Raw genomic sequence first — 22530 nt, 5'->3', positions numbered from 1 at the left:
CTCCTAGGAGGATGATACCAATCGTAGTAACGAACGATTCTCTTACCGGGATTGGTATAAAGTTTAAAAATTCTTTTGCAGTATTTGCTGCCGATGGAGTCATATTACGACTCCGGCTCGGCGAAGAGAATTTGGTTTTAGCTATGATTTAAATAGCCAAATCCAATGAGCAAGCAGACGAATATCGGCGTATCATCCAACAAAAAGCCCCAACCCTTTTTGTGTAAAAAGGATTGGGGCTTTTTTACTATTTGGTTAACGTTCAAAAATCGATGAAAGATGTAAACCTTATCTACGCCGTTTTGAAAGTTGCCATCTGTTGATTCAGCTCAGTAACTTGCTCTTTTACTTGCAATGATGTCTCTGATGCACGTTGGCTGTTATTCGAAACCTCATCCACTGATTGAGTAATACCGGACATCAATCCAGTGATAGAATTGGTCGCATGAGATTGCTGCTCTGCCGCTGCCGCAAGTTCTGCCATTTGTTCATTCAAAGACCCAATTTGCTCGGTAGTGACGAGCAAACGAGTTACCGCTTTTTCAATGTGCTCAGCGCCCTGCTCCGCAAGTGATTGGCTGTGTTCAATCTCCTCAACCACCGAATTAGTCGAGCGTTGAATCGCATTAATGATGCCGTTGATTTCTGTCGTCGATTGAGTAGTGCGCGTCGCTAACATGCGTACTTCGTCCGCCACAACCGCAAAGCCTCGCCCTTGGTCACCTGCGCGCGCTGCTTCTATCGCGGCATTCAATGCCAGTAAGTTAGTTTGCTCTGCCAAACCTTCAATCACTTCCGTCACTCGACCAATGGCTTCGCTCTCTTTGCTTAGCTGTGTGACTTGCGTACTCGCAGTTTCAATGCTGCCGTGCAAACTTTCCATGGTGACTTTGTTTTGCTCTAGTGCATCGCGACCTTGTTCAATCTCGCCTTTTGAATCAGAAAGCTTCTGCACCGATTGATTGGCTTGATCTAGGGTGTTACGCGCGGCTAAAGCGATTTCATCCAATTGGCTTCCCATTTCAACAATGCTGGTCTGTTGCTGTTCAACATTCGATGAAGTGACTTGCGCCGATTCCAATAAAGCCCCCATGCTGGTATCCACTTGGTGCGCTTTCTCACTCACCCCTGCCACGATGCTCGCTAACGATTGGTTCATGCGGTTAATCGAATCGGTAAGGTCTGCCAATTCATCTTTCCCAACAACAGTTAACGGAGGCTGAGAAACATCTCCTGAAGCGATCGTCTTGGCTCGCTCCGATAAGTTTTTCACTCGGCGACCAATGGTGTTGCCCATGTATTTTGAAATCGCTACTGCGGCAAACAAAACTAATGCTGCTGCAATCAACATAGTGGTCAGTACGTTCTTGATCGACTGATTAATACCCTGTCCACTTTGATCAGCACGACTTTGCTGAGCCAATACGATCGTTTCTAAACTTTGGTCTAGTGCATCCGCTGCTGGCAACAGTTCATTCGCCATTAACAAGTTTGATTCGTTCCATTCTGGCGATTGACGCAATGCAATCACCTGCTCTGCTAAAGGAAAGTACAGTTGCTGCATTTCTTTAAACAGTGACCACAGTGATTGGTCGTTATCGGTAAGTCTGTCGAGTTTGCTATCGATTTCCGCCACAGATTGATTGTGGTATTTAATCAAGTCGTGGTATTTGTCTAGATGATCTTGCTGCCCGTATAACAGGAAATCTCGCAGTGCAGACAGTGCATTGGCGAGCGAGGTATAGCTGTCGGCATAAACTTTGAACAGACGTTTTCTGTCTCCACCGAATGGGTTTCCTGACTCTTCGTTGATTAAGCTTTGAAGCTGGTCAAGTGCCACTTCTGCAATGGGTGCCGCTTCGTTAATAAAGAGGTTGTGTGCGGGTAAGTTCTCATCACTGTGGCTAAGTTCAATCAGCTTGTTTAGAGAAACTTTTACCGCGTCCCACTGGCTTTGGATCGCTTGAAAATCCTGTTCAGAGATCAACGCCTGCAACGTTGGAAGCGACTCTTCTGTAGATGCCATGATATTACGCACGTCCTCACTCAGACGTGCGCTCGCCTCTTCATCGCCACCTAGCAACATGTAGGCTCGAATCGAGGACAGCGACGCTTGAACGGACTGTTGGATGCCGCGACTGGTGTCGACGGTCGGTAAATCGGATTTAAGTAACGAAGAGGCGTATTGCTCTACGGTAGTGACGTTGCGATACGTGAATACCGCTGATGCCATAAAAAGTACGGCTAGCAGCACAAAACTGAGCTGCAACTTCCCTGATATCGTAAGGTTCATCCATAAACTCCTGACAACGATGAGCCTTAAATATAACGATGTTTACAAAAATGTTAAATACAGGTGTCAAAAGTTACTAAGAAAACCATGTAAACCACTATTTTAAGCCTATAAATAGGGCTTATTCGAAGTATGGTATGCGCTCACTACGTAAAATCAGATAATTAACGTAAGTCGTTTCTAAGCAGTCTTGCTCCCACAACGAAAGAATCCGCTTAGTGGCGAAGTAGTAATCTTTATTACGCAGTAACACGCCCACCGTGCGGCTGAGCTGCTCAAAGCGCTGTTGCTCATTAGCAGAGATGTCATTGTCCTCATTTTCAATGATGGGCGCCAATCCATCGGCAAACCAATTGTTCAGAATTTCACGCATCTCAAGTTCTGACTCCGGTACATCGATACTCGACAACTCGCGATGCTGTGGTGGTGGCACTATGTACTTCGATGCTTTTGGCGAACTGACATAACGGTACATGTTGCTCCTCCTTGTAAATGACTCTTATACCCAAGTGACTTCAAGATGCAGGATTCAGAGCGTTGTCATTGATTCGGGGTCAAGGAAAACAACGCAGCGTAATAGTCAGCTCTTTCCAAGTTGTTTGACACAGAAGCCGAGTCAATGACACGCTCCCGAAGGGCGAGCTGTCTTGGTTTGTATACTTTGTTGTCGATTCTTGATTTAGACCCACTAGACCTTTAAATCGCCGCCGCGTCTACAAACCAAGCCATTCTCGCTGAACCTAACATCTCGAGGTTACTTGGGTATAAACTAGCTAAGAATACTTTTTTCAATTTCCAAGTTTTTTCTAAAGCTCATAGAAAGAAGCCCAACAAAAAAGCCATGCAAAGTAGGCTCTGCATGGCTTTGGTTTGGGCAGCAATGACACTGCCCTCGTCTATGACTAGTTACATTGAGCTTTGATCGAAATCGTTGCCTTGGTCAGTACCTGTTTGAGTATCCGAGTCGAAGCTGCCAGAGTCATCCGTGAAGTCAACACCTTGATCTTGACCTCCCGCACTTGTCCAGTCGCTGCCGCCAGATTCCATACCCGCCATATCTGGTTGCTGATCTTGAGCAGAACCCTGCATGGTGTATTGATCATCGACTTCAACTTCAACTGTGCCACTCGCACCTTCTACTGCGCTGCCCAATTCGTCGTAACCTTGGAATTGGATTTCGCTCGTACCTTCGTAACCTTCTGGTAAGTCAACCGATACTGGTTGGTTCAGGTTGCCACTTAATGTGAAGCTGCCATCGCCATTATCCAGTGCGTTGCTTACTGATGCACCATCAGGTAGACCGGACATTTCTGCATAATCCACCGATTCGTTACCACTGACCTCATCTGGAACCGAGATAGAAATGGTATCGCCTGGTGCTGCAGTCACATCAGCTGCGCTCTCCTCTTCACTGTCTGCACCGTTTGCTGCTTGCTCTTCAGGTTGTTGCGCTTCGCCGACTTGCTGCTCTGATGATGCTTGAGCAGTTTGGATTTGTGGCTCGTCGCTTTGCGCTGAGTCGTCCGCAACTTGGATGCTCAGATTCTGAGTCGATACTTCACCGTTGTCGTTGACCTGAACATCCATAGCCAAATTGCCATCGAAGTCATCGTTTGGCCAGTATGTCCACTCTTCATCACCTGATTTCGCGAAGAAACCAGCATCGTTTGCATCGGCGACATCCAACACTTCTGCTGAAGGGCTAATGCCAAGCTCATCAATCAACTGCGCTTCCGTTAGTGTTAGTGAACCATCATCAGCCAGTGCGTAGCCTTCGCTGGTTGTGGTTTCACCTTCACCTTGGATGTCGACATTGAAGAAGCTCTCAATGCGGTTTTCACCGTCAGTTGCAATGAAGCCAACTTGAACATCTCCGGTGTAGCCTTCTGCTGGTGTGAATTGGTAGTTACCTTGGTTATCGGTCTCTATCACACCTTGACCTTCCATTAGGCTCACTGACTCAATGCTCAAGCTGTCGCCTTCTGCATCGCTCAAGGTCGATAGCATGTCATCATTGGTGAACGACAAGGTGCCATCCGCTGCCATTTCTGTGGTAGAAATACTGTCGATTTCTGGAGAAGCATTCTCTTGTGGCGCATCTTCTTTCACGACCACACCTGTTTGCTCATCATGAAGCACACCGTCTTTATCAATCACGTATGCGATATCCGCTTCACCAGTAAAGCCTGGTGCTGGATTGAATGTCCATGTGCCATCACCGTTATCGACAATCTCACCTTGGCTGCGATCAGCTAGGTGAACGAATTTCACTTCATCACCCGCGTCAGCGTCTACGTTTTCTGCCAATCCGATTAGGTCATCAGCGGTTAGGATAACGGGTTCACCCGCTAGGGTTTCGAAGTCACCTGAATCGATGCCATCTTCGAACTCTTCTGGCTCGTCACCGTAATCCACCGTGGTTGCGGTCACGGTTACGAAGAACTCGCCATTAAAGTCAGCCGGAGGCGTCATTTGCAGGTCTGAAATATCCCACTCGTTCAAGTCGATGTATTGACCCGGCTCCGTGATGGTAATGGTGTTCACACCATCCGTAACTTCGAAGCCAACAGGGAAACCAGTCATCACTAGGTTACTTAGCGTTTCTGAATCGTCGATTAGACCGACATTCAAGCCTAGGTGACCTGTTTCGTCCTCACCGAACACTAACGGACCATCATGGTCGGTTGTGATGACTGCGCCATCGGCAACAGGGCGAACAAACACTGGTACGTCAAGTACCGTCTCAAACTCACCGTCACTTACCACAACTTGCAAGTCAGAAACCCCTGCAAAATCGCCAGTCGGTGTGAATGTCCAAGTACCGTCACCGTTGTCTGTTACCTCACCACCATCTTCACCTTCTGCGGTGATAATGCGTGATACGACTAGGTTTTCAGTGTCGATATCGCCGAACAGGTTCATCAGGTCGCCCGCGTCGAAGGTGAATGCGCCATCCTCGTCGGTTGCCATAAAGGCATTACCCACATTGAATGGAGCATCATTGACTGGAATAACATCCACATTCAACGAGCCTTCAACCACTTCTTCACCATCCGTCGCGGTGTAGCCCAGTTCCACCAAACCATTGAAGTCTTGTGTGGTCACCAAGTGGTACATACCATCTGGTTGCTGAGTTAATGTCGCGTTTGCAGGAGCACGAACCGTGATGCTTTCTACACTGATTTCGTCACCATCAAGATCCGTAACTTGATCAGCGATGTAAGCAGGGTCAATCACCATGACCACATCTTCTTCGCCTTGCATCTGGATGGTTGGCGCTTCTGGTGCATCGTTAACCGCTTCGATGTTTAGATTGCCTTCAACCGGCGTAACTAAATCACCATCGCTGACACCGAACGACATTGGCACATCACCGTTGAAGTTCTCCGCAGGAGTGAATGACCAAGTGCCATCACCGTTGTCTAGCAAGTCACCGTATTGCTCATCAATCACTAGGTCGACAGCAGACAGTTCATCGTAGGTGTTGTCGATATCTGTCGCGTTAGCAAGCAACATGTCCTGAGTGATAAGAATGGTGGTATCTTCGGTGCCAGCAATATTCACTGGCGTTGATTGCGGCGCATCGTTAATTGGGTTCACCGTTAGGTCAACGCCCACTTCCACGCTCGCACCATCGTTATCAATCAAGTCGAAGCTTAGGTCGATATCGCCATTGAAGTTCGCATCAGGCGTAATCGTAAAGCTACCATCTTGGTTCTCAACAACGGTTGCATTGGCTACCGCGGTTAAGTTCACTGCTTCTAGATTATCGCTGTCGACGTCACCCGCTTGAGCCAGTAACTGCTCTTGACTCAATGTGATTGAACCGTCTTCATCGACGCTGTAAGCCAAGTCGCCAGATACCGGAGCATCGTTGACTGGCAATACATCAATGTTCGCGTTGGTTGTCGCAGTTGCACCGTCTTCATCAGCGACGACTACGTCTAGGCTTACGCCACCGTTGAAGTTTTCATTTGGCGCGAAGCTGTAAGTGCCATCGTCATTCGCCGTAAGAATGCCGTCGCTACCACTGTAAGAGACGCTTTCTAGGCTCACGTCACCTTCCACATCGCTTGACTGCGCTAGCAGTTGCTCTTCCGTGAAGATAATGACTTCGTCTTCATTGACAGAGTAACTTGTCGCACCTGCGATTGGTGGATCGTTCACCTCAAGTACTGTGATACCCGCAGTGGTTGAGTCTGTAGCGCCCTCTTCATCGACAACCACAACGTCTAGGCTGACCTCGCCATTGAAGTTCTCGTTTGGAGAGAAGGTGTAAGTACCGTCACCATTGTCTTGGAACACGCCATCTGCGCCACTGTAGCTGACGGTGTCGATTGCTACTTCACCTTCTACGTCAGATGAGTTAGCCAATAACTGCTCGTTACTGATGGTGATCGAATTGTCTTCATGCACCGTGTAAGACGTGCTGCCTGCCACTGGTGGATCGTTCTCTGGCGTCACGCTTACATCGATATTTGCGGTCACGGTATCCGTGCCATCGGAAACATCGAAGGTAAAGTTCACGTCGCCATTGAAGTTTTCGTTTGGCGCGAAGCTGTAAGTGCCATCACCATTGTCGGTTAGAACACCATCAGCGCCTGTGTAGCTCACGCCTTCAACCGATAGGTCATCGCCATCGATATCTGTTGCGCCATCAAGCAGATCCTCATCAGTGAACAACAAGACGCCATCTTCACCAATGGTGAACGCTTGATCTTCTGGCTGTGGTAGGTCGTTAACTGGATTAACCGTCAGGTCAGCTGTTGCAACAATAGCGTCGGTGCCGTCGTTGATGTCGAACGTGATATCAATGTCGCCATTGAAGTTCGCATCAGGCGTGATGGTGAAGCTGCCATCATCGTTTGCCGTGACCGTTGCATCACCGTCAACCACTAGGTTAGTCGCGGTTAGCGCGTCACCTTCTACATCCGATGCTTGAGCAAGAAGCTGTTCTTGGCTTAGCGTAATTGAATTGTCTTCATCGACACTGTAAGCCAAGTTGCCCGATACTGGCGCATCGTTGATTGGCAATACATCGATGTTTGCGTTAGTTGCCGCAGTTGCACCGTCTTCATCAACAACCACAACATCTAGGCTGACATCGCCATCGAAGTTGGCGTTTGGTGCGAAGCTGAATGTACCGTCACCGTTATCGGTAAAGATACCGTCGGAGCCGCTGTAGCTGACGCTATCAATCGCAACTTCACCTTCAACATCAGAAGCGTTCGCCAATAGCTGTTCAGAGCTAATGGTGATGACTTCGTCTTCGTTCACTGAGTAGCTGGTCGCACCTGCGATTGGTGGATCGTTCACCTCAAGAACGGTAATTCCCGCTGTTGTTGTATCAACCGCGCCGTCCTCGTCAACCACTACAACATCAAGGCTAACATCGCCTGTAAAGTTTTCGTTTGGTGAGAAGGTGTAAGTACCATCGCCATTAATTTCTAGCACACCGTCGCTACCGCTGTAGCTCACGCTGCTGATCGCAACATCACCCTCGATATCAGACGAATTAGCCAGTAGTTGCTCATCACTAATGGTGATCGAGTTGTCTTCATGCACTGTGTAAGACGTGCTGCCCGCAACTGGTGGATCGTTCTCTGGCGTAACTGTTACATCGATATTTGCCGTCACGGTATCCGCGCCATCGGAAACATCGAAAGTGAAGTTCACATCGCCATTGAAGTTCTCATTCGGTGCGAAGCTGTAAGTGCCGTCACCATTGTCGGTGAGAACACCGTCTGCACCTGTGTAAGTCACGCCTTCAACTGTTAGGTTGTCACCTTCTACATCCGTCGCGCCTGTTAACAAGTCAGCATCGGTGAAGGTAAGAAGACCGTCCTCACCCACAGTGAACGCTTGATCTTGTGGCTCTGGTGCGTCATTGACTGGCGTTACCGTTAAGTCGAGACCAGCCGCAACCACTTCTTCGCCATCCGTGACATCGTAACTAAACTCAATGTCACCGTAGAAGTTCTCGCTCGGAGTAATGGTGAAGCTGCCATCCTCGTTCATTTCAACCGTTGCATTTTCATCATTGGTGCTCAGGTTGATTGCGCTTAGGTCGTCACCATCGATATCAACGGCATGCTCAAGTAACTGCTCTTGAGTTAGCGTAATGCTGTTGTCTTCGGCAGTTACCGAAGTGATATCACCCGTCACTTCTGGTGCATCATTGGTTGGCGAGATATGAATCGTCACATCTTGCGTCGCTGTCGCTGTGGTTCCGGTATCAACATCTGTAGAGGTTGCATTCACGGTTAGCGTCACATCGCCGTTGAAGTCCGCAGAAGGGATAAACTCTAGTCCTTCTAGCTCGCCTGGTTGTAGTGACCAAGTGCCGTCGCCATTATCAACACCCGCTGATAATGCGCTGCCTTCTGGCACATCTTCAATCAAGATAGCGAGGTTTTCTGAGCCATCGGTATCGGTCAATGCTGCATCGATATCAAGCGGCACAGGTGTATCTTCGGTACCAATGATTTGGTAATCCGCATCCGCTACCGTGATTTCGATGTTGTCGATACCGAACGATTCATCCCAAACGTCTTGATTCAAGGTTGAGCCGAAGCCCAGTTGCAATTCACCATCCTCGACAGGAACCGTTAGGTTGATTTGGTGAGCTTGGTCATTCCAACCACTGAAGCCTTCACGTTGAGAGGCTCCGTGGATCACTTCACCCACTTCATTACCATCTGAGTCGTAAAGCGTTGTCGTACCATCTTGAGTACGGAACGCGGAGTTTTCCAAGGTGGTTAGCTGTTCACCGCCCACAAAGATTTGGAACGACTCGCCATCCCAAGAATCGATTTCGTAGAAGCTAAACGATATATTCACTTCATTAACATCACTTGGGATCTCGTAGGTTTTGCTGACCGCTTCATCACCGCCAGTGCCACCAATACGACCCAGCATGTCGCCCGTTTCGAAGCCTTGAGAGCTTTCAGTGTTCGCGTTCCAACCGTTCGAGCCAGACTCGAAGTTATCAGACGCAATCACCAAGTCCGAAGCAATCGAAAGCTCTGGCATATCAACAACAGATTGAACATCAATGTTCGCTTCTGCTGGTACGGTTGCGGTGCCATCGTTGACATCAAACGTTACGTTCACGTTGCCATCGAAGTTTTCATTCGGTGCGAAGGTGTACGTGCCGTCACCGTTATCAACCAAAGTACCGCTGTCAGAAGCAACGTTTTCTACGGTTAGGTTATCACCATCGATATCACCTGCATTTTGCAGCAGTTGCTCTTCGGTAAAGGTGAAGCTGGTGTCTTCTTGCGTGACGAACTGTGGCTGACCAACCGTTGGCAAGTCATTCACTGGGTTCACAGTCAGATCGGCAGTCGCTTGAATGGTTGCATCGCCGTCCGTAATGTCGAAGCTCAGATCAATGTCGCCATTGAAGTCTGCATCCGGTGTGATTGTGAAGCTGCCGTCATCGTTTGCAACAACGGTCGCATTGCCGTCAACAGTCAGGTTGGATGCAGTTAGGTCATCACCATCCACGTCGCCTGCTTGTGCAAGAAGTTGCTCTTGGCTGAGAGTGATAGAACCATCTTCATCCACGCTGTAAGCCAAATCACCTGATACTGGAGCATCGTTGACTGGAAGAACATCGATGTTTGCATTGGTTGCTACCGTTGCACCATCTTCATCGGTCACGACAACATCTAGGCTGACATCACCGTTGAAGTTTTCGTTTGGTGCGAAGCTGAATGTACCGTCGCCGTTGTCAGTAAAGATACCGTCGGAGCCGCTGTAGCTGACGCTATCAATCGCGACGTCACCTTCAACGTCAGAAGCATTCGCCAACAGCTGCTCAGAGCTAATGGTGATGACTTCGTCTTCGTTGACTGAGTAGCTAGTTGCACCGGCAATTGGCGGATCATTCACCTCAAGAACAGTAATGCCAGCGGTGGTTGAGTCCGTCGCACCGTCTTCATCTACCACGACAACATCTAGGCTGACTTCACCATTGAAGTTCTCGTTTGGCGAGAAGGTGTAAGTACCATCACCATTGTCTTGGAACACGCCATCTGCGCCGCTGTAGCTGACGCTGTTGATTGCTACTTCGCCTTCGACGTCAGATGAGTTAGCCAATAGTTGTTCGTTACTGATGGTGATCGAATTATCTTCATGCACCGTGTAAGACGTGCTGCCTGCCACTGGTGGATCGTTCTCTGGCGTCACACTTACGTCGATATTTGCGGTCACGGTATCCGTGCCGTCAGAAACATCGAAGGTAAAGTTCACGTCGCCATTGAAGTTTTCGTTTGGCGCGAAGCTGTAAGTACCGTCACCGTTGTCGGTTAGGACACCATCTGCACCAGTGTAGCTCACACCTTCTACCGAAAGACTATCGCCATCGATATCCGTTGCACCATCAAGCAGATCTTCATCAGTGAACAGCAAGACGCCATCTTCACCAATGGTGAACGCTTGATCTTCTGGCTGTGGTAGGTCGTTAACTGGATTAACCGTCAGGTCAGCTGTTGCAACAATAGTGTCGCTGCCGTCGTTGATGTCGAACGTGATATCAATGTCACCATTGAAGTTCGCATCAGGCGTAATGGTAAAGCTGCCATCATCGTTTGCCGTAACCGTTGCATCACCGTCAACCACTAGGTTAGTCGCGGTTAGCGCGTCCCCTTCTACATCCGATGCTTGAGCAAGAAGCTGCTCTTGGCTAAGCGTAATTGAATTGTCTTCATCGACACTGTAAGCCAAGTTGCCCGATACTGGCGCATCGTTGATTGGCAATACATCGATGTTTGCATTAGTTGACGCAGTTGCACCGTCTTCATCAACAACCACAACATCTAGGCTCACATCGCCATCGAAGTTTGCGTTTGGTGCGAAGCTGAATGTACCGTCACCGTTATCGGTAAAGATACCGTCGGAACCGCTGTAGCTGACGCTATCAATCGCAACTTCACCTTCAACGTCAGAAGCGTTCGCCAACAGCTGTTCAGAGCTAATGGTGATGACTTCGTCTTCGTTCACTGAGTAGCTGGTCGCGCCTGCGATTGGTGGGTCGTTCACCTCAAGAACAGTAATGCCAGCGGTGGTTGAGTCCGTCGCACCGTCTTCATCTACCACGACAACATCTAGGCTCACTTCACCATTGAAGTTCTCGTTTGGCGAGAAGGTGTAAGTACCGTCACCATTGTCTTGGAACACGCCATCTGCGCCACTGTAGCTGACGCTGTCGATTGCTACTTCACCTTCTACGTCAGATGAGTTAGCCAATAACTGCTCGTTACTGATGGTGATCGAATTATCTTCATGCACCGTGTAAGACGTGCTGCCCGCAACCGGAGGATCGTTCTCTGGCGTCACACTCACATCAATGTTGGCAGAGGTCGTATCCGTACCGTCTGACACATCAAAAGTGAAGTTCACGTCACCGTTGAAGTTCTCATTCGGTGCGAAGCTGTACGTGCCATTGCCATTGTCAGTTAGGACGCCGTCGGCACCTGTGTAAGTCACGCCCTCTACCGATAGGTCATCGCCATCGATGTCCGTTGCACCATCCAACAGGTCTTGATCAGTGAAGGTCAACACACCATCTTCACCAATGGTGAACGCTTGATCTTCCGGCTGCGGCAAGTCATTAACTGGGTTAACGGTTAGGTCCGCCGTTGCAACAATAGTGTCGCTGCCGTCGTTGATATCGAACGTGATATCAATGTCACCATTGAAGTTCGCATCAGGCGTAATGGTAAAGCTGCCATCATCATTTGCCGTAACCGTTGCATCACCGTCAACCACTAGATTAGACGCAGTCAGCGCATCACCTTCTACATCCGATGTTTGAGCAAGTAGCTGCTCTTGGCTTAGCGTAATTGAATTGTCTTCATCAACGCTGTACGCCAAGTTACCAGATACAGGTGCATCATTGATTGGTAAGACATCGACTGTGATGTAAGTATCAACCTCTGCGCCATCTTCATCGCGAATGGTCACATCCAACTGTACTTGACCGTTGAAGTTTTCATTCGGTGCAAAGCTACAAGTACCATCACCGTTTACTGAGAAGATGCCATCTGGACCGTCGTAGCTGATGCCTACTAGCTCAACATCCCCTTCAACATCCGAAGCATTCAGTAGCACTTGCGATTCACTGAAGGTTAGAACTTGGTCTTCATCGATAGTGTATGCGGTAGGACCTGCGATTGGTGGGTCATTTACCTCAATCACAGTAATGCCTGCAGTGGTAGAGTCCGTTGCACCATCTTCATCGACAACGACAACATCTAGGCTCACCTCGCCGCTGAAGTTCTCGTTTGGTGAGAAGGTGTAAGTACCATCACCGTTGATTTCTAACACACCATCGTTACCGCTATAGCTCACGCTATCAATCGCCACTTCGCCTTCTATATCAGACGAGTTAGCCAACAGCTGTTCGTTACTAATGGTAATCGAATTGTCTTCATGAACGGTGTAAGCCGTGCTGCCTGCAACCGGTGGATCGTTCTCCGGCGTCACGCTTACGTCGATATTCGCCGTCACGGTATCCGTGCCATCGGAAACATCGAAAGTGAAGTTCACGTCGCCATTAAAGTTCTCGTTTGGTGCGAAGCTATATGTGCCATCACCATTGTCAGTAAGAACACCGTCCGCGCCTGTGTAAGTGACGCCCTCAACAGATAAGTCATCCCCTTCAATATCGGTAGCGCCTGTTAGGAGATCCGCATCAGTAAAGGTCAGCACACCATCTTCACCAATGGTGAACGCTTGATCTTGTGGTTCAGGCGCATCGTTAACTGGTGACACCAATAACTCAAGGTTGGTAGAGACAACATCATCGCCGTCCGACACATCGAACGTAAAGGTGATGTCACCATTAAAGTCCGCATCTGGCGTTAAGGTGTAAGTACCGTCACCATTGTCTGTGATGGTGATGTTTTCATCATCCGTTGCCAAGTTCAGTGCTATCAGTTGGTCTCCATCCAAGTCACGCGCATTAGCGAGCAAATCTTCTTGCGTGATTAGGATTGAACCATCTTCTTCAACCACAGCAGAAACAGGCAATGCTTCAGGCGTATGTTCAATGTGAGCACCCGTTGCATTGACGTAGATGGTTTGAGAAACGGTTTCAGAATCATTATTTGATAGCTCTGTCGCCGTTGCCGTCACATTGATTTCTAGCTGTTGGTTAAAGTCTTCTGGCAATTGAATCTGTAGCTCTTGTTCAATTGCTGTGGTTGGAAGCGTTACAGAACCATCTGGACCGACTGTTACTTCACCGCTGTAGATCTGGCTGTTCACTTCACCTACATCAATGGTGAAGTTGAAGTCACTATAATCGGCATCGCCGCCACCGTAGAGATCTTCAAAGCCGTAAACCAGTTCACCGTCTTCGTTCACAGTAGTTCGAGTATGTTCAATGCCATCTTGGTTGAGCTCTGAGCTTGTGCCGCCATGGAAGACTGCATCACCAAATTGGCTTTGAATCACGGTTTCAGAACCATCAGCACCCACAAACACGAGTTGTGGGTCGACCGTATCCATGTTCGCAGGAGAGCCATCTGCCGCACGGAACTCATACTGACCATCTTGCATGGACGCAAAGTCATTGAAGTTATGACCGTTAGGAATCAAGAATAGGTTGAAGCTTTCCCCTTCCGAGATTTGGAAGCTGAACTGATCTTGTCCCGGAATAAGGTCACCGCCTCCGCCAACTTGAGAGGCATTCTCGTACACCACTTCAACGCCAGTGATGTTGCCATCTTCATCGACTTTGTAGTAACCCGCTGTGTTTTGGTAACCCGCGGTTTCACCTTCAAACGTAACCGTGATTTCAGTATCGTTGAAACTGGTGATACCGTTGTCTTGATCGTTAAGTACCCCTTCGTTGTCGTAGCTGATCACAGAACCTTCTGGAACACCATCCACGGTCACAGTCAGTGTTTCTGACAAATCTTGGTCAACCAATGCTGCAGCGATGTTCACTTCAACAATACCGCCTGGCTCAACCAAGATCGCTTGGTCATCCACGTTTCGACCATCGCCATCAGTGATGACTAGGTCTGGCGCATCTGCCACGGCTTCGATATGGACATTAATGTCTTGCTCAACTTCATCAGTACCGTCAGAAACCGTAAAACTGAACTGCAAGTCACCACTGAAGTGCTCTTCTGGTACGAAGCTAAATGTACCGTCACCGTTGTCCGTTACAGTACCTTCATCACCCGAGTAATTAATGCTGGTAACGGTGAGGTCATCACCATCAATATCAATCGCACCACTTAGCAGATCTTCTTGCGTGAACAGGATGCTGCCATCCTCTTCAATGTGGTACATGCCAGGTGCAACAATTGGAATGTCATTAACTGGGTTCACCGTCAATGTCATTTCATTGGCAACACTCAATTCACCGTCGCTCACTTCATAAGTAAACTCTATGTCTCCATTGAAGTGCTGTGAAGGCGTAACGGTAAAGGTGCCGTCGCCGTTATCCACGATAGAGGCATTCGGATCATTGGTTTCTAGTGCCGTTGCGTATAGGTCATCACCATCTTGATCGCTGGCATTTTCAAGCAGCATTTCTTGTGTCACGAGAATAGAACCATCCTCGTCCACGTCTGCCACGATTGGCGCAGCTTCTGGTGCGTCGTTGACGAACTCAACTTTCAAGTCGATGTTTGCCGCCACCACATCGGTGCCATCGCTCACATCAAACGTGAGGTCAACATTACCAAAGAAGCCTTGCTCTGGCGTTAACGTGTAAGTGCCATCACCATTGTCTGTCACTTGAACCGTATCGCTTAAGCTCGTCACGTTCACAACAGATAAGTCATCGCCTTCGATGTCCGTCGCTTGAGCCAGCAGCTCTGCTTCAGTAATCGTGATCGCTTCGCCATCTTCTGTAGTGAAGGACAAATCAGGTACATCGGGCAGGTCGTTCACCGGGTTAACGGTGAGGTTTAGATCTGCAGCGACGGTTTCAATCGCGTCAGTTACGTCATAAGTAAATTCGATTTCACCAAAGAAGTTTTCGCTCGGTGTAATCGTAAAGCTACCATCAGCGTTCTCAACGATAGTTGCATTAGGATCGTTGGTCGATAGGTTCACCGCTTCAAGGTTGTCACCATCCACGTCCGTCGCGTTCGCTAACAAGTCTTCTTGAGTGATGGTAATTGAGCCATCTTCATCAACGACCGCATCAACTGGACCGCTAACCTCTGGACCTTCGTTGACGATCTCAACATCGATCTTCGCAGTGCTTGGTGCACTTGCTTGACCATCGCTGATGTCGAAGGTCAAGTTCACTTCACCGTAGAAGTTCGAAGTTGGCTCGAAGGTAAAGGTGTTGTCGCCGTTATCTGTCAACGTACCTTGTGACTGGTCGACAAGCAGTAGATTCTCGATATGCAGAATGTCGCCATCCACATCGGTCGCACCTGATAACAGGTCTTTTGCTTCGATGATGATGGTGCCGTTTTCTAGCATTTGAGTATGCAGCGGTGCACCAGGAACTGGTACATCGTTGACCGGAATAACGGTCAGATCTAAATGGGTATCGACTTCATCGGTGCCATCGAAGACTTTGTAGTCAATGTCGACTTCACCATTGAAGTTTTCATTCGGCATAAAGGTGTAAGTACCGTCGCCATTGTCGACAAGCTCACCGTTATCACCGCTGTAAGAGATATCAGAGATAGACAGCGCATCGCCTTCCACATCACTTGCATTGGCAAGCAGATCGTCCGCGCTAAACGTAATGCCCACATCCTCATCAGTCGACAACACAATCGGACCAGAAACAATTGGCGCATCGTTTACTGCTTCGAAGTTGATGTTGATGATGTTGTCGTCAGTGAGTTCACCATCTGTAACTTGGTAACCAAGCTCAATCTCACCGTAGAAGTTCTCATCTGGTGTGACTGTCCATGTACCATCGCCGTTGTCAGTTAACGTAGCGTGCTCCGCGTTATCCCCCACCAGCTCTAGATTTTGAATATCAAGAACGTCACTATCGATATCACTCGCTTGTGCTAAAAGCTGCTCTTCTGTAATTACCACAGAGGCAAACTGCGTAGAACCTTCGGTATCGATGGTCACATTTGGCAGATCAGCCGTCAGTTCGATTTCACTGTCACCTTCACGGATATTCAGTTCTACCGTTTCAGTGATTTCCGTGCCGTCCACGCCAATAGAAGTGAACACCGCTTCATCATGACAAGTTTGCGATACCGTCATGTTTTGAACCACGTAAGTACCGTTACCTTGAATCGTTCCTAGCTCAAAGTAAGATACCGGCTCGTTCACCGTTAGGGTGTAATCCGTCTCATAGCTACCACGATCTTCTTTGTGGTAAGTCATCGAGTCGATCAAGTCACCATCAGAGTTGAATGCGCGAATTTCGACTTCGGTAAAGTGGCGAGACTCTTCCATAAACCAGCCGCCTAGACCATCTAGGTGGAAGCTGATTTCGTTGATGTCTTGACCTTCAACGGTCACAGTTAGTTTTTCATCACCACTCAAGCCTTGGCGGTCAGTATCGCCAATACCATGCCCAATGTGTGTGTTACCATTCCACGCACCAAGCGGATCATCATTACTCTGCACCGTGACGGTCAAATCACCATCAGTGAACTGGCGAGTATATGGGTCAATTTCATCACCCCAATCATCAACACTTGCATTGTCATCAAAGGTACCGATTTGAGTGGTATGCGTACCATTCGCCAACGCATCATCATTTGGAATGAAGCGCACTTCCGTGTCTGCAGGCACCTCCTGCCCGACTTCTAGCTGTACCCATTCGTCATTTAGATTCGCTTCAATGATGCCGTTTTCAGGCGCTTGGTCGAGACGTAAAGCAGGCTCTTCACGCAGAGAAACACCCACTGTTTGGTCTTCTTCCGCTTGAATAAAGATCTCGTCGCCCGCTTCTGGCGCATCGTTGACAGGATTAACGGTCAGATCCAACGTGGTCAGAACATCATTTTCGCCATCGCTGATGTTGTAAGTGAAGTCCAACTCACCATTGAAGTTTTCCGTATGCGTAATCGTGAATGAACCATCATCGTTGGCTACGATCGTCGCATCTGGGTCATTGGTTTGCAGATTGCTGGCAACAAGGTCATCACCTTCAATGTCTCTCGCATTCGCAAGCAACTGTTCTTGCGTGATGGTGATGGCGTTATCTTCATCCACTTCAGCTTGAATGCCTGATGTTTCAGGTGCGTCGTTCACCGCGATAACATCAATGCCTGCGGTTGTCGTATCTGTTGCACCATCTTGGTCGATAACCGTAACGTCGAGCGAAATGTTACCGTCAAAGTTCTCATTTGGCGTAAAGGTATATGTGCCGTCGCCATTGTCCACGAAGCTACCGTCGTTACCAGAGTAGCTAACATTCGCCAAGGCTACGTCGCCTTCCACATCAGAAGAGTTGGCTAACAACTGCTCGTCACTAATGGTGATTTGACCATCTTCTTGAACCGTGTAAGACGTAGAACCTGCCACCGGAGGATCGTTCACTGGAGTCACGCTGACATCAATGAATGCTGGTGTTGAACCTGTGCCGTCAGACACATCGAATGTGAACTGAACATCACCGTTGAAGTTCTCATTCGGCGCAAAGCTATAAGTGCCATCACCATTGTCGGTAAGTACACCATCCGCACCTGTGTAGAGAACGTTTTCGATAGACAGATCATCGCCATCAATATCCGATGCACCTTCCAATAGGTCTGCATCCGTGAACAGCAAGGTGCCATCTTCTTCTACCGTGAACTGTTGATCTTGCGCTTGTGGCAAGTCATTCACAGGATTAACCGTAATATCCAGACCAACTTGTACCGAGCCGCCATCGTTATCAATGATATCGAAGGTCAGATCTAGGTCACCGTTGTAGTTTTCATCCGGTGTGATGGTATAGCTGCCATCATCGTTGTATTGAATTGTCGCGTTGTCATCTGTCGATAGATTGATGGCTTCAAGGTTCTCGCTATCAATATCGCCCGCTTTGGCAAGCAGTTGCTCTTGGCTTAGCGTAATTGAGCTGTCTTCGTTGATGGTGTAAGCCAAATCACCCGATACTGGTGGATCGTTGATTGGCAATACGTCGACATTGATGTGCGTATCAACAGTTGCCCCATTCTCATCTTGAATGGTCACATCCAACTGAACTTGACCATTGAAGTTCTCGTTTGGCGCAAAGCTACAAGTACCATCGCCATTGACGGTAAAGATACCATCCGAGCCTTCATAGCTGATGCCAACAAGCTCTACATCGCCCTCGATATCTGATGCGTTGGCAAGAATTTGTGACTCACTGAATGTCAGTACTGAATCTTCATCAATCGTGTAAGACGTTGGACCGGCAACTGGAGGGTCATTCACTTCAATGACGGTAATGCCTGCGGTCGTTTCGTCAATCGCTCCTTGCTCATCCGCCACAATCACATCAAGGCTGATGTCACCACTGAAGTTCTCATTCGGCATGAAGGTGTAAGTGCCGTCACCGTTGTCTTGGAATACGCCATCGGTGCCTGAATAGGTCACGCTATCGATGGACACTGCACCTTCCACATCTGAAGAGTTAGCCAGAAGCTGCTCGTCGGAAATGGTAATCGCGTTGTCTTCATCAACCGTGTAAGACGTTGAACCCGCAACCGGAGGATCGTTCACTGGAGTGACGCTCACGTCCACGTTGGCTGGTACGGTCTCAGTACCGTCAGAAACACCAAAGCTAAAGCTGACATCGCCGTTGAAGTTTTCATTTGGTGCAAAGGTGTAAGTACCATCACCGTGGTCAGTCAGCACACCATCGCTGCCTGTGTAGCTAATGCCATCAACCGTTAAGTTATCGCCATCGATGTCGGTCGCGCCAGCAAGCAAGTCTGCATCGGTAAACTGAAGCGTGCCATCTTCTTCAACACTGAACTGCTGGTCTTGAGGAACAGGAAGATCGTTAACTGGATTAACCGTTAGATCCGCCGTTGCTTGGATAGTGTCTGTGCCATCTGTAATGTTGAATTGGATATCAATGTCACCATTAAAGTCCGCATCTGGTGTAATCGTGAAGCTGCCATCATCGTTCGCTGTGACGGTTGCGTTTCCATCTACAGTCAAATCGCTAGCAGTCAGGTCATCGCCCTCAATATCAGACGCTTGAGAAAGAAGCTGCTCTTGGCTGAGCGTAATTGCACCGTCTTCATCAACGCTGTAAGCCAAATCACCCGATACTGGCGCATCATTGATTGGCAATACATTCACATTGATGACGGTATCAACTTCTGCCCCATCTTCATCTCGAATGGTCACATCAAGTTGAACTTGCCCGTTAAAGTTCTCGTTTGGCGCGAAGCTGCACGTGCCATCATCGTTAACGGTGAAAATGCCATCCGGACCATCGTAGCTAATGCCAACAAGCTCTACATCGCCTTCCACATCAGAGGCATTCAACAGCACTTGCGACTCACTAAAGGTCAGAACAGAATCTTCATCAATGGTGTAAGAAGTTGGTCCTGCGACTGGTGGATCGTTCACTTCCAGTACTGTAATGCCAGCAGTGGTGACATCCGTTGCGCCCTCTTCATCTGCGACGACGACATCAAGCGTCACTTCACCATTAAAGTTTTCATTTGGAGAGAAGGTGTACGTACCGTCACCATTGATTTGCAACACACCATCGCTGCCAGAGTAGCTCACGCTATCAATCGAGACATCCCCTTCTAAATCCGAAGAGTTTGCCAACAGTTGCGCGTCAGAAATGGTAATAGAGTTGTCTTCGTGAACCGTGTAAGACGTTGAACTAGCCACAGGAGGATCATTCACCGGCGTAACACTCACATCTACATTCGCTGAAACCGTATCTGTGCCATCAGATACGTCGAAGCTGAAGTTCACATCACCGTTGAAGTTCTCATTTGGCGCAAAACTATACGTGCCATCGCCATTGTCAGTTAGGACGCCGTCGGTTCCTTCGTAACTGATTCCCGTTACCGAAAGGTCATCGCCTTCAATATCGGTCGCACCAGCAAGTAGATCCGCATCAGTAAACTGCAGCGTGCCGTCCTCTTCCACACTGAATTGTTGGTCTTGAGGAACAGGCAGATCGTTGATTGGATTAACGGTTAGGTCAGCGGTTGCTTGAACGCTATTCGTGCCATCTGAAATATCAAAGCTAATGTCGATATCACCATTGAAATCTGCGTCTGGCGTGATGGTGAAGCTACCATCGTCGTTTTGAGTCACCGTCGCATTGCCGTCTACCGAAAGGTTAGACGCCGTCAGTGCATCGCCTTCCACATCGGAAGCTTGCGACAACAACTGCTCTTGGCTCAAACGAATCGAGCCATCTTCATCCACTGAGTAAGCAAGATTGCCAGACACTGGCGCATCATCGACTGGTGTAACACTGACATCAATGTTGGCAGAAACCGTATCTGTGCCGTCCGACACATCAAAGCTGAAGTTTACGTCACCATTGAAGTTTTCATTTGGTGCAAAAGTGTAAGTCCCGTTACCGTTGTCGGTCAGGATGCCGTCACCACCGTCGTAGCTTACGCCCTCAACCGTTAGGTTATCGCCTTCAATATCCGTTGCGCCAGTAAGCAGGTCTGCGTCCGTAAATTGCAGCGTGCCGTCTTCTTCCACGCTAAACTGCTGGTCTTGAGGAACAGGTAAATCGTTGATTGGATTAACCGTTAGGTCAGCGGTTGCTTGAACAGTATTCGTGCCATCTGAGATATCGAAGCTGATGTCGATATCACCATTGAAATCTGCGTCCGGCGTGATGGTGAAGCTACCATCGTCATTTTGAGTCACCGTCGCATTGCCATCTACCGAAAGGTTAGACGCCGTCAGTGCATCGCCTTCCACGTCAGAAGCTTGCGACAACAACTGCTCTTGGCTCAAACGAATCGAGCCATCTTCGTCCACCGAGTAAGCAAGATTGCCAGATACTGGCGCATCATCGACAGGTGTGACGCTTACATCAATGTTGGCAGAAACCGTATCTGTGCCGTCGGACACATCAAAGCTGAAGTTTACATCACCATTGAAGTTTTCATTTGGCGCAAAACTATAAGTCCCATTACCGTTATCGGTCAGGATGCCGTCGCCACCATCGTAACTTACACCTTCAACTGTGAGGTTATCGCCTTCAATATCCGTTGCGCCAGCAAGCAGGTCAGCATCGGTGAAGATCAGCGTACCATCCTCTTCAATCTCAAAGGTTTTATCTTCAGGCACTGGTGCGTCATTGATTGGACGAACAGTTAAATCAATCGAGCTAGAAATGGTTTCTTGACCATCACTGATATCAAACGTTAAGTCGAGTTCACCATTAAAATCTGTATCAGGTGTGACGGTATAAGTGCCATCACCATTATCCACAACCGATGCATTAGCACCCACTTGCACGTTGAATGCGGCAAGATCATCGCCATCAACATCACTCGCGTACCCGAGAAGTTGTTCTTGAGTGAAGGTAATGGTGCCATCTTCATCCATGATGTATGCCAGATCTTGCCCTACTTCTGGCGCGTCATTTTCACCTTCGACTTTAATTTGGAACGTTTCGCTCGTAGTTTCGGAGTCGAAATCGTCTTCTACTTGCGTCGTGGTTGCTTCGCTGGTGTCTTGTACATCCACCGCGAAGCTCTCTTCAGTGGTTTCTGAATCTAGCTCGTCACCACCTTGAGAACCTTCAGAGTCTGAAGAAGCACTTGGCGCAGATGAAGTTTGTACCGCTTGTCCTTGCGCTTCATTGCCTTCTGCGTCCGAACCACCTTCAGAGCCTGAGGCATCACCACCACCGACCGCTTGGGCACCCGCCCCAGAATCCGAACCACCGCTGCCCAGAGCCTCGTCACCTGATTCTCCGCTAGAAGCTACACTATCAACAACATTGGATTGTGCTGCGTCAGAGTCGCTGCTACTTTCAGTATCCTCTTCTTGAACTGCGCCACCCGAGCTCACTGCTTCTTCTTCCGTACCCGCGCCACTAGGATTTTCTTCCATCGCACGATTGGCTTCATCAACAGCATCTGCACTTTCAGCACCAGTCGCTACAGTCGAAGAGACGGTCGACTGCTGTTTTTCTTCTTTTGTCCCCGTATCCTTCGTTTCTGTTTGCTCTACCGCATCGTTAAGCTTTTCATTGTCTTTTTCTTGATTAGTGTCGCCTGCCATTACAGCCTCCGTTGCCTTTAGCTAACTGATCGTATTTAGAGGCAGTAAAGGACACCATTTTTAGAAACCAACTTTTTTAT

General features: G+C 48.6%; 3 protein-coding genes. All 3 read right to left on the bottom strand.

Translation table 11 applies throughout. The features are described 5' to 3' along the window. Positions 1–292: 292 nt before the first annotated feature. The 3 genes from R7R24_RS14295 to R7R24_RS14285 all read right to left on the bottom strand — a co-directional run bounded on the left by R7R24_RS14295 (position 293) and on the right by R7R24_RS14285 (position 22450). Positions 293–2293, bottom strand: a complete 2001-nt coding sequence (locus R7R24_RS14295; protein WP_191115883.1) for a methyl-accepting chemotaxis protein — start codon at positions 2291–2293, stop codon at positions 293–295. Between the two features lie 121 nt (positions 2294–2414). Further along, positions 2415–2768: a hypothetical protein gene (locus R7R24_RS14290; protein ID WP_033906832.1), complete on the bottom strand. Its 354-nt coding sequence runs from the start codon at positions 2766–2768 to the stop codon at positions 2415–2417. A 431-nt stretch (positions 2769–3199) separates the two neighbouring features. Further along, entirely contained in the window at positions 3200–22450 is a 19251-nt protein-coding gene (locus R7R24_RS14285) for a tandem-95 repeat protein (RefSeq protein WP_206947016.1), read from the bottom strand. Positions 22451–22530 lie beyond the last annotated feature (80 nt).

It is taken from the genome of Vibrio sp. 704 (assembly GCF_033339295.1).
The sequence above is the reverse complement of the archived record's forward strand: the minus strand, read 5'-3'. Positions and strand labels throughout refer to the sequence as shown.

Bases quoted from the DNA above. Each gene is read 5' to 3' on its own strand.
- R7R24_RS14295 (WP_191115883.1), bottom strand. From the start codon at position 2,293: ATGAACCTTACGATATCAGGGAAGTTGCAGCTCAGTTTTGTGCTGCTA.
- R7R24_RS14290 (WP_033906832.1), bottom strand. From the start codon at position 2,768: ATGTACCGTTATGTCAGTTCGCCAAAAGCATCGAAGTACATAGTGCCA.
- R7R24_RS14285 (WP_206947016.1), bottom strand. From the start codon at position 22,450: ATGGCAGGCGACACTAATCAAGAAAAAGACAATGAAAAGCTTAACGAT.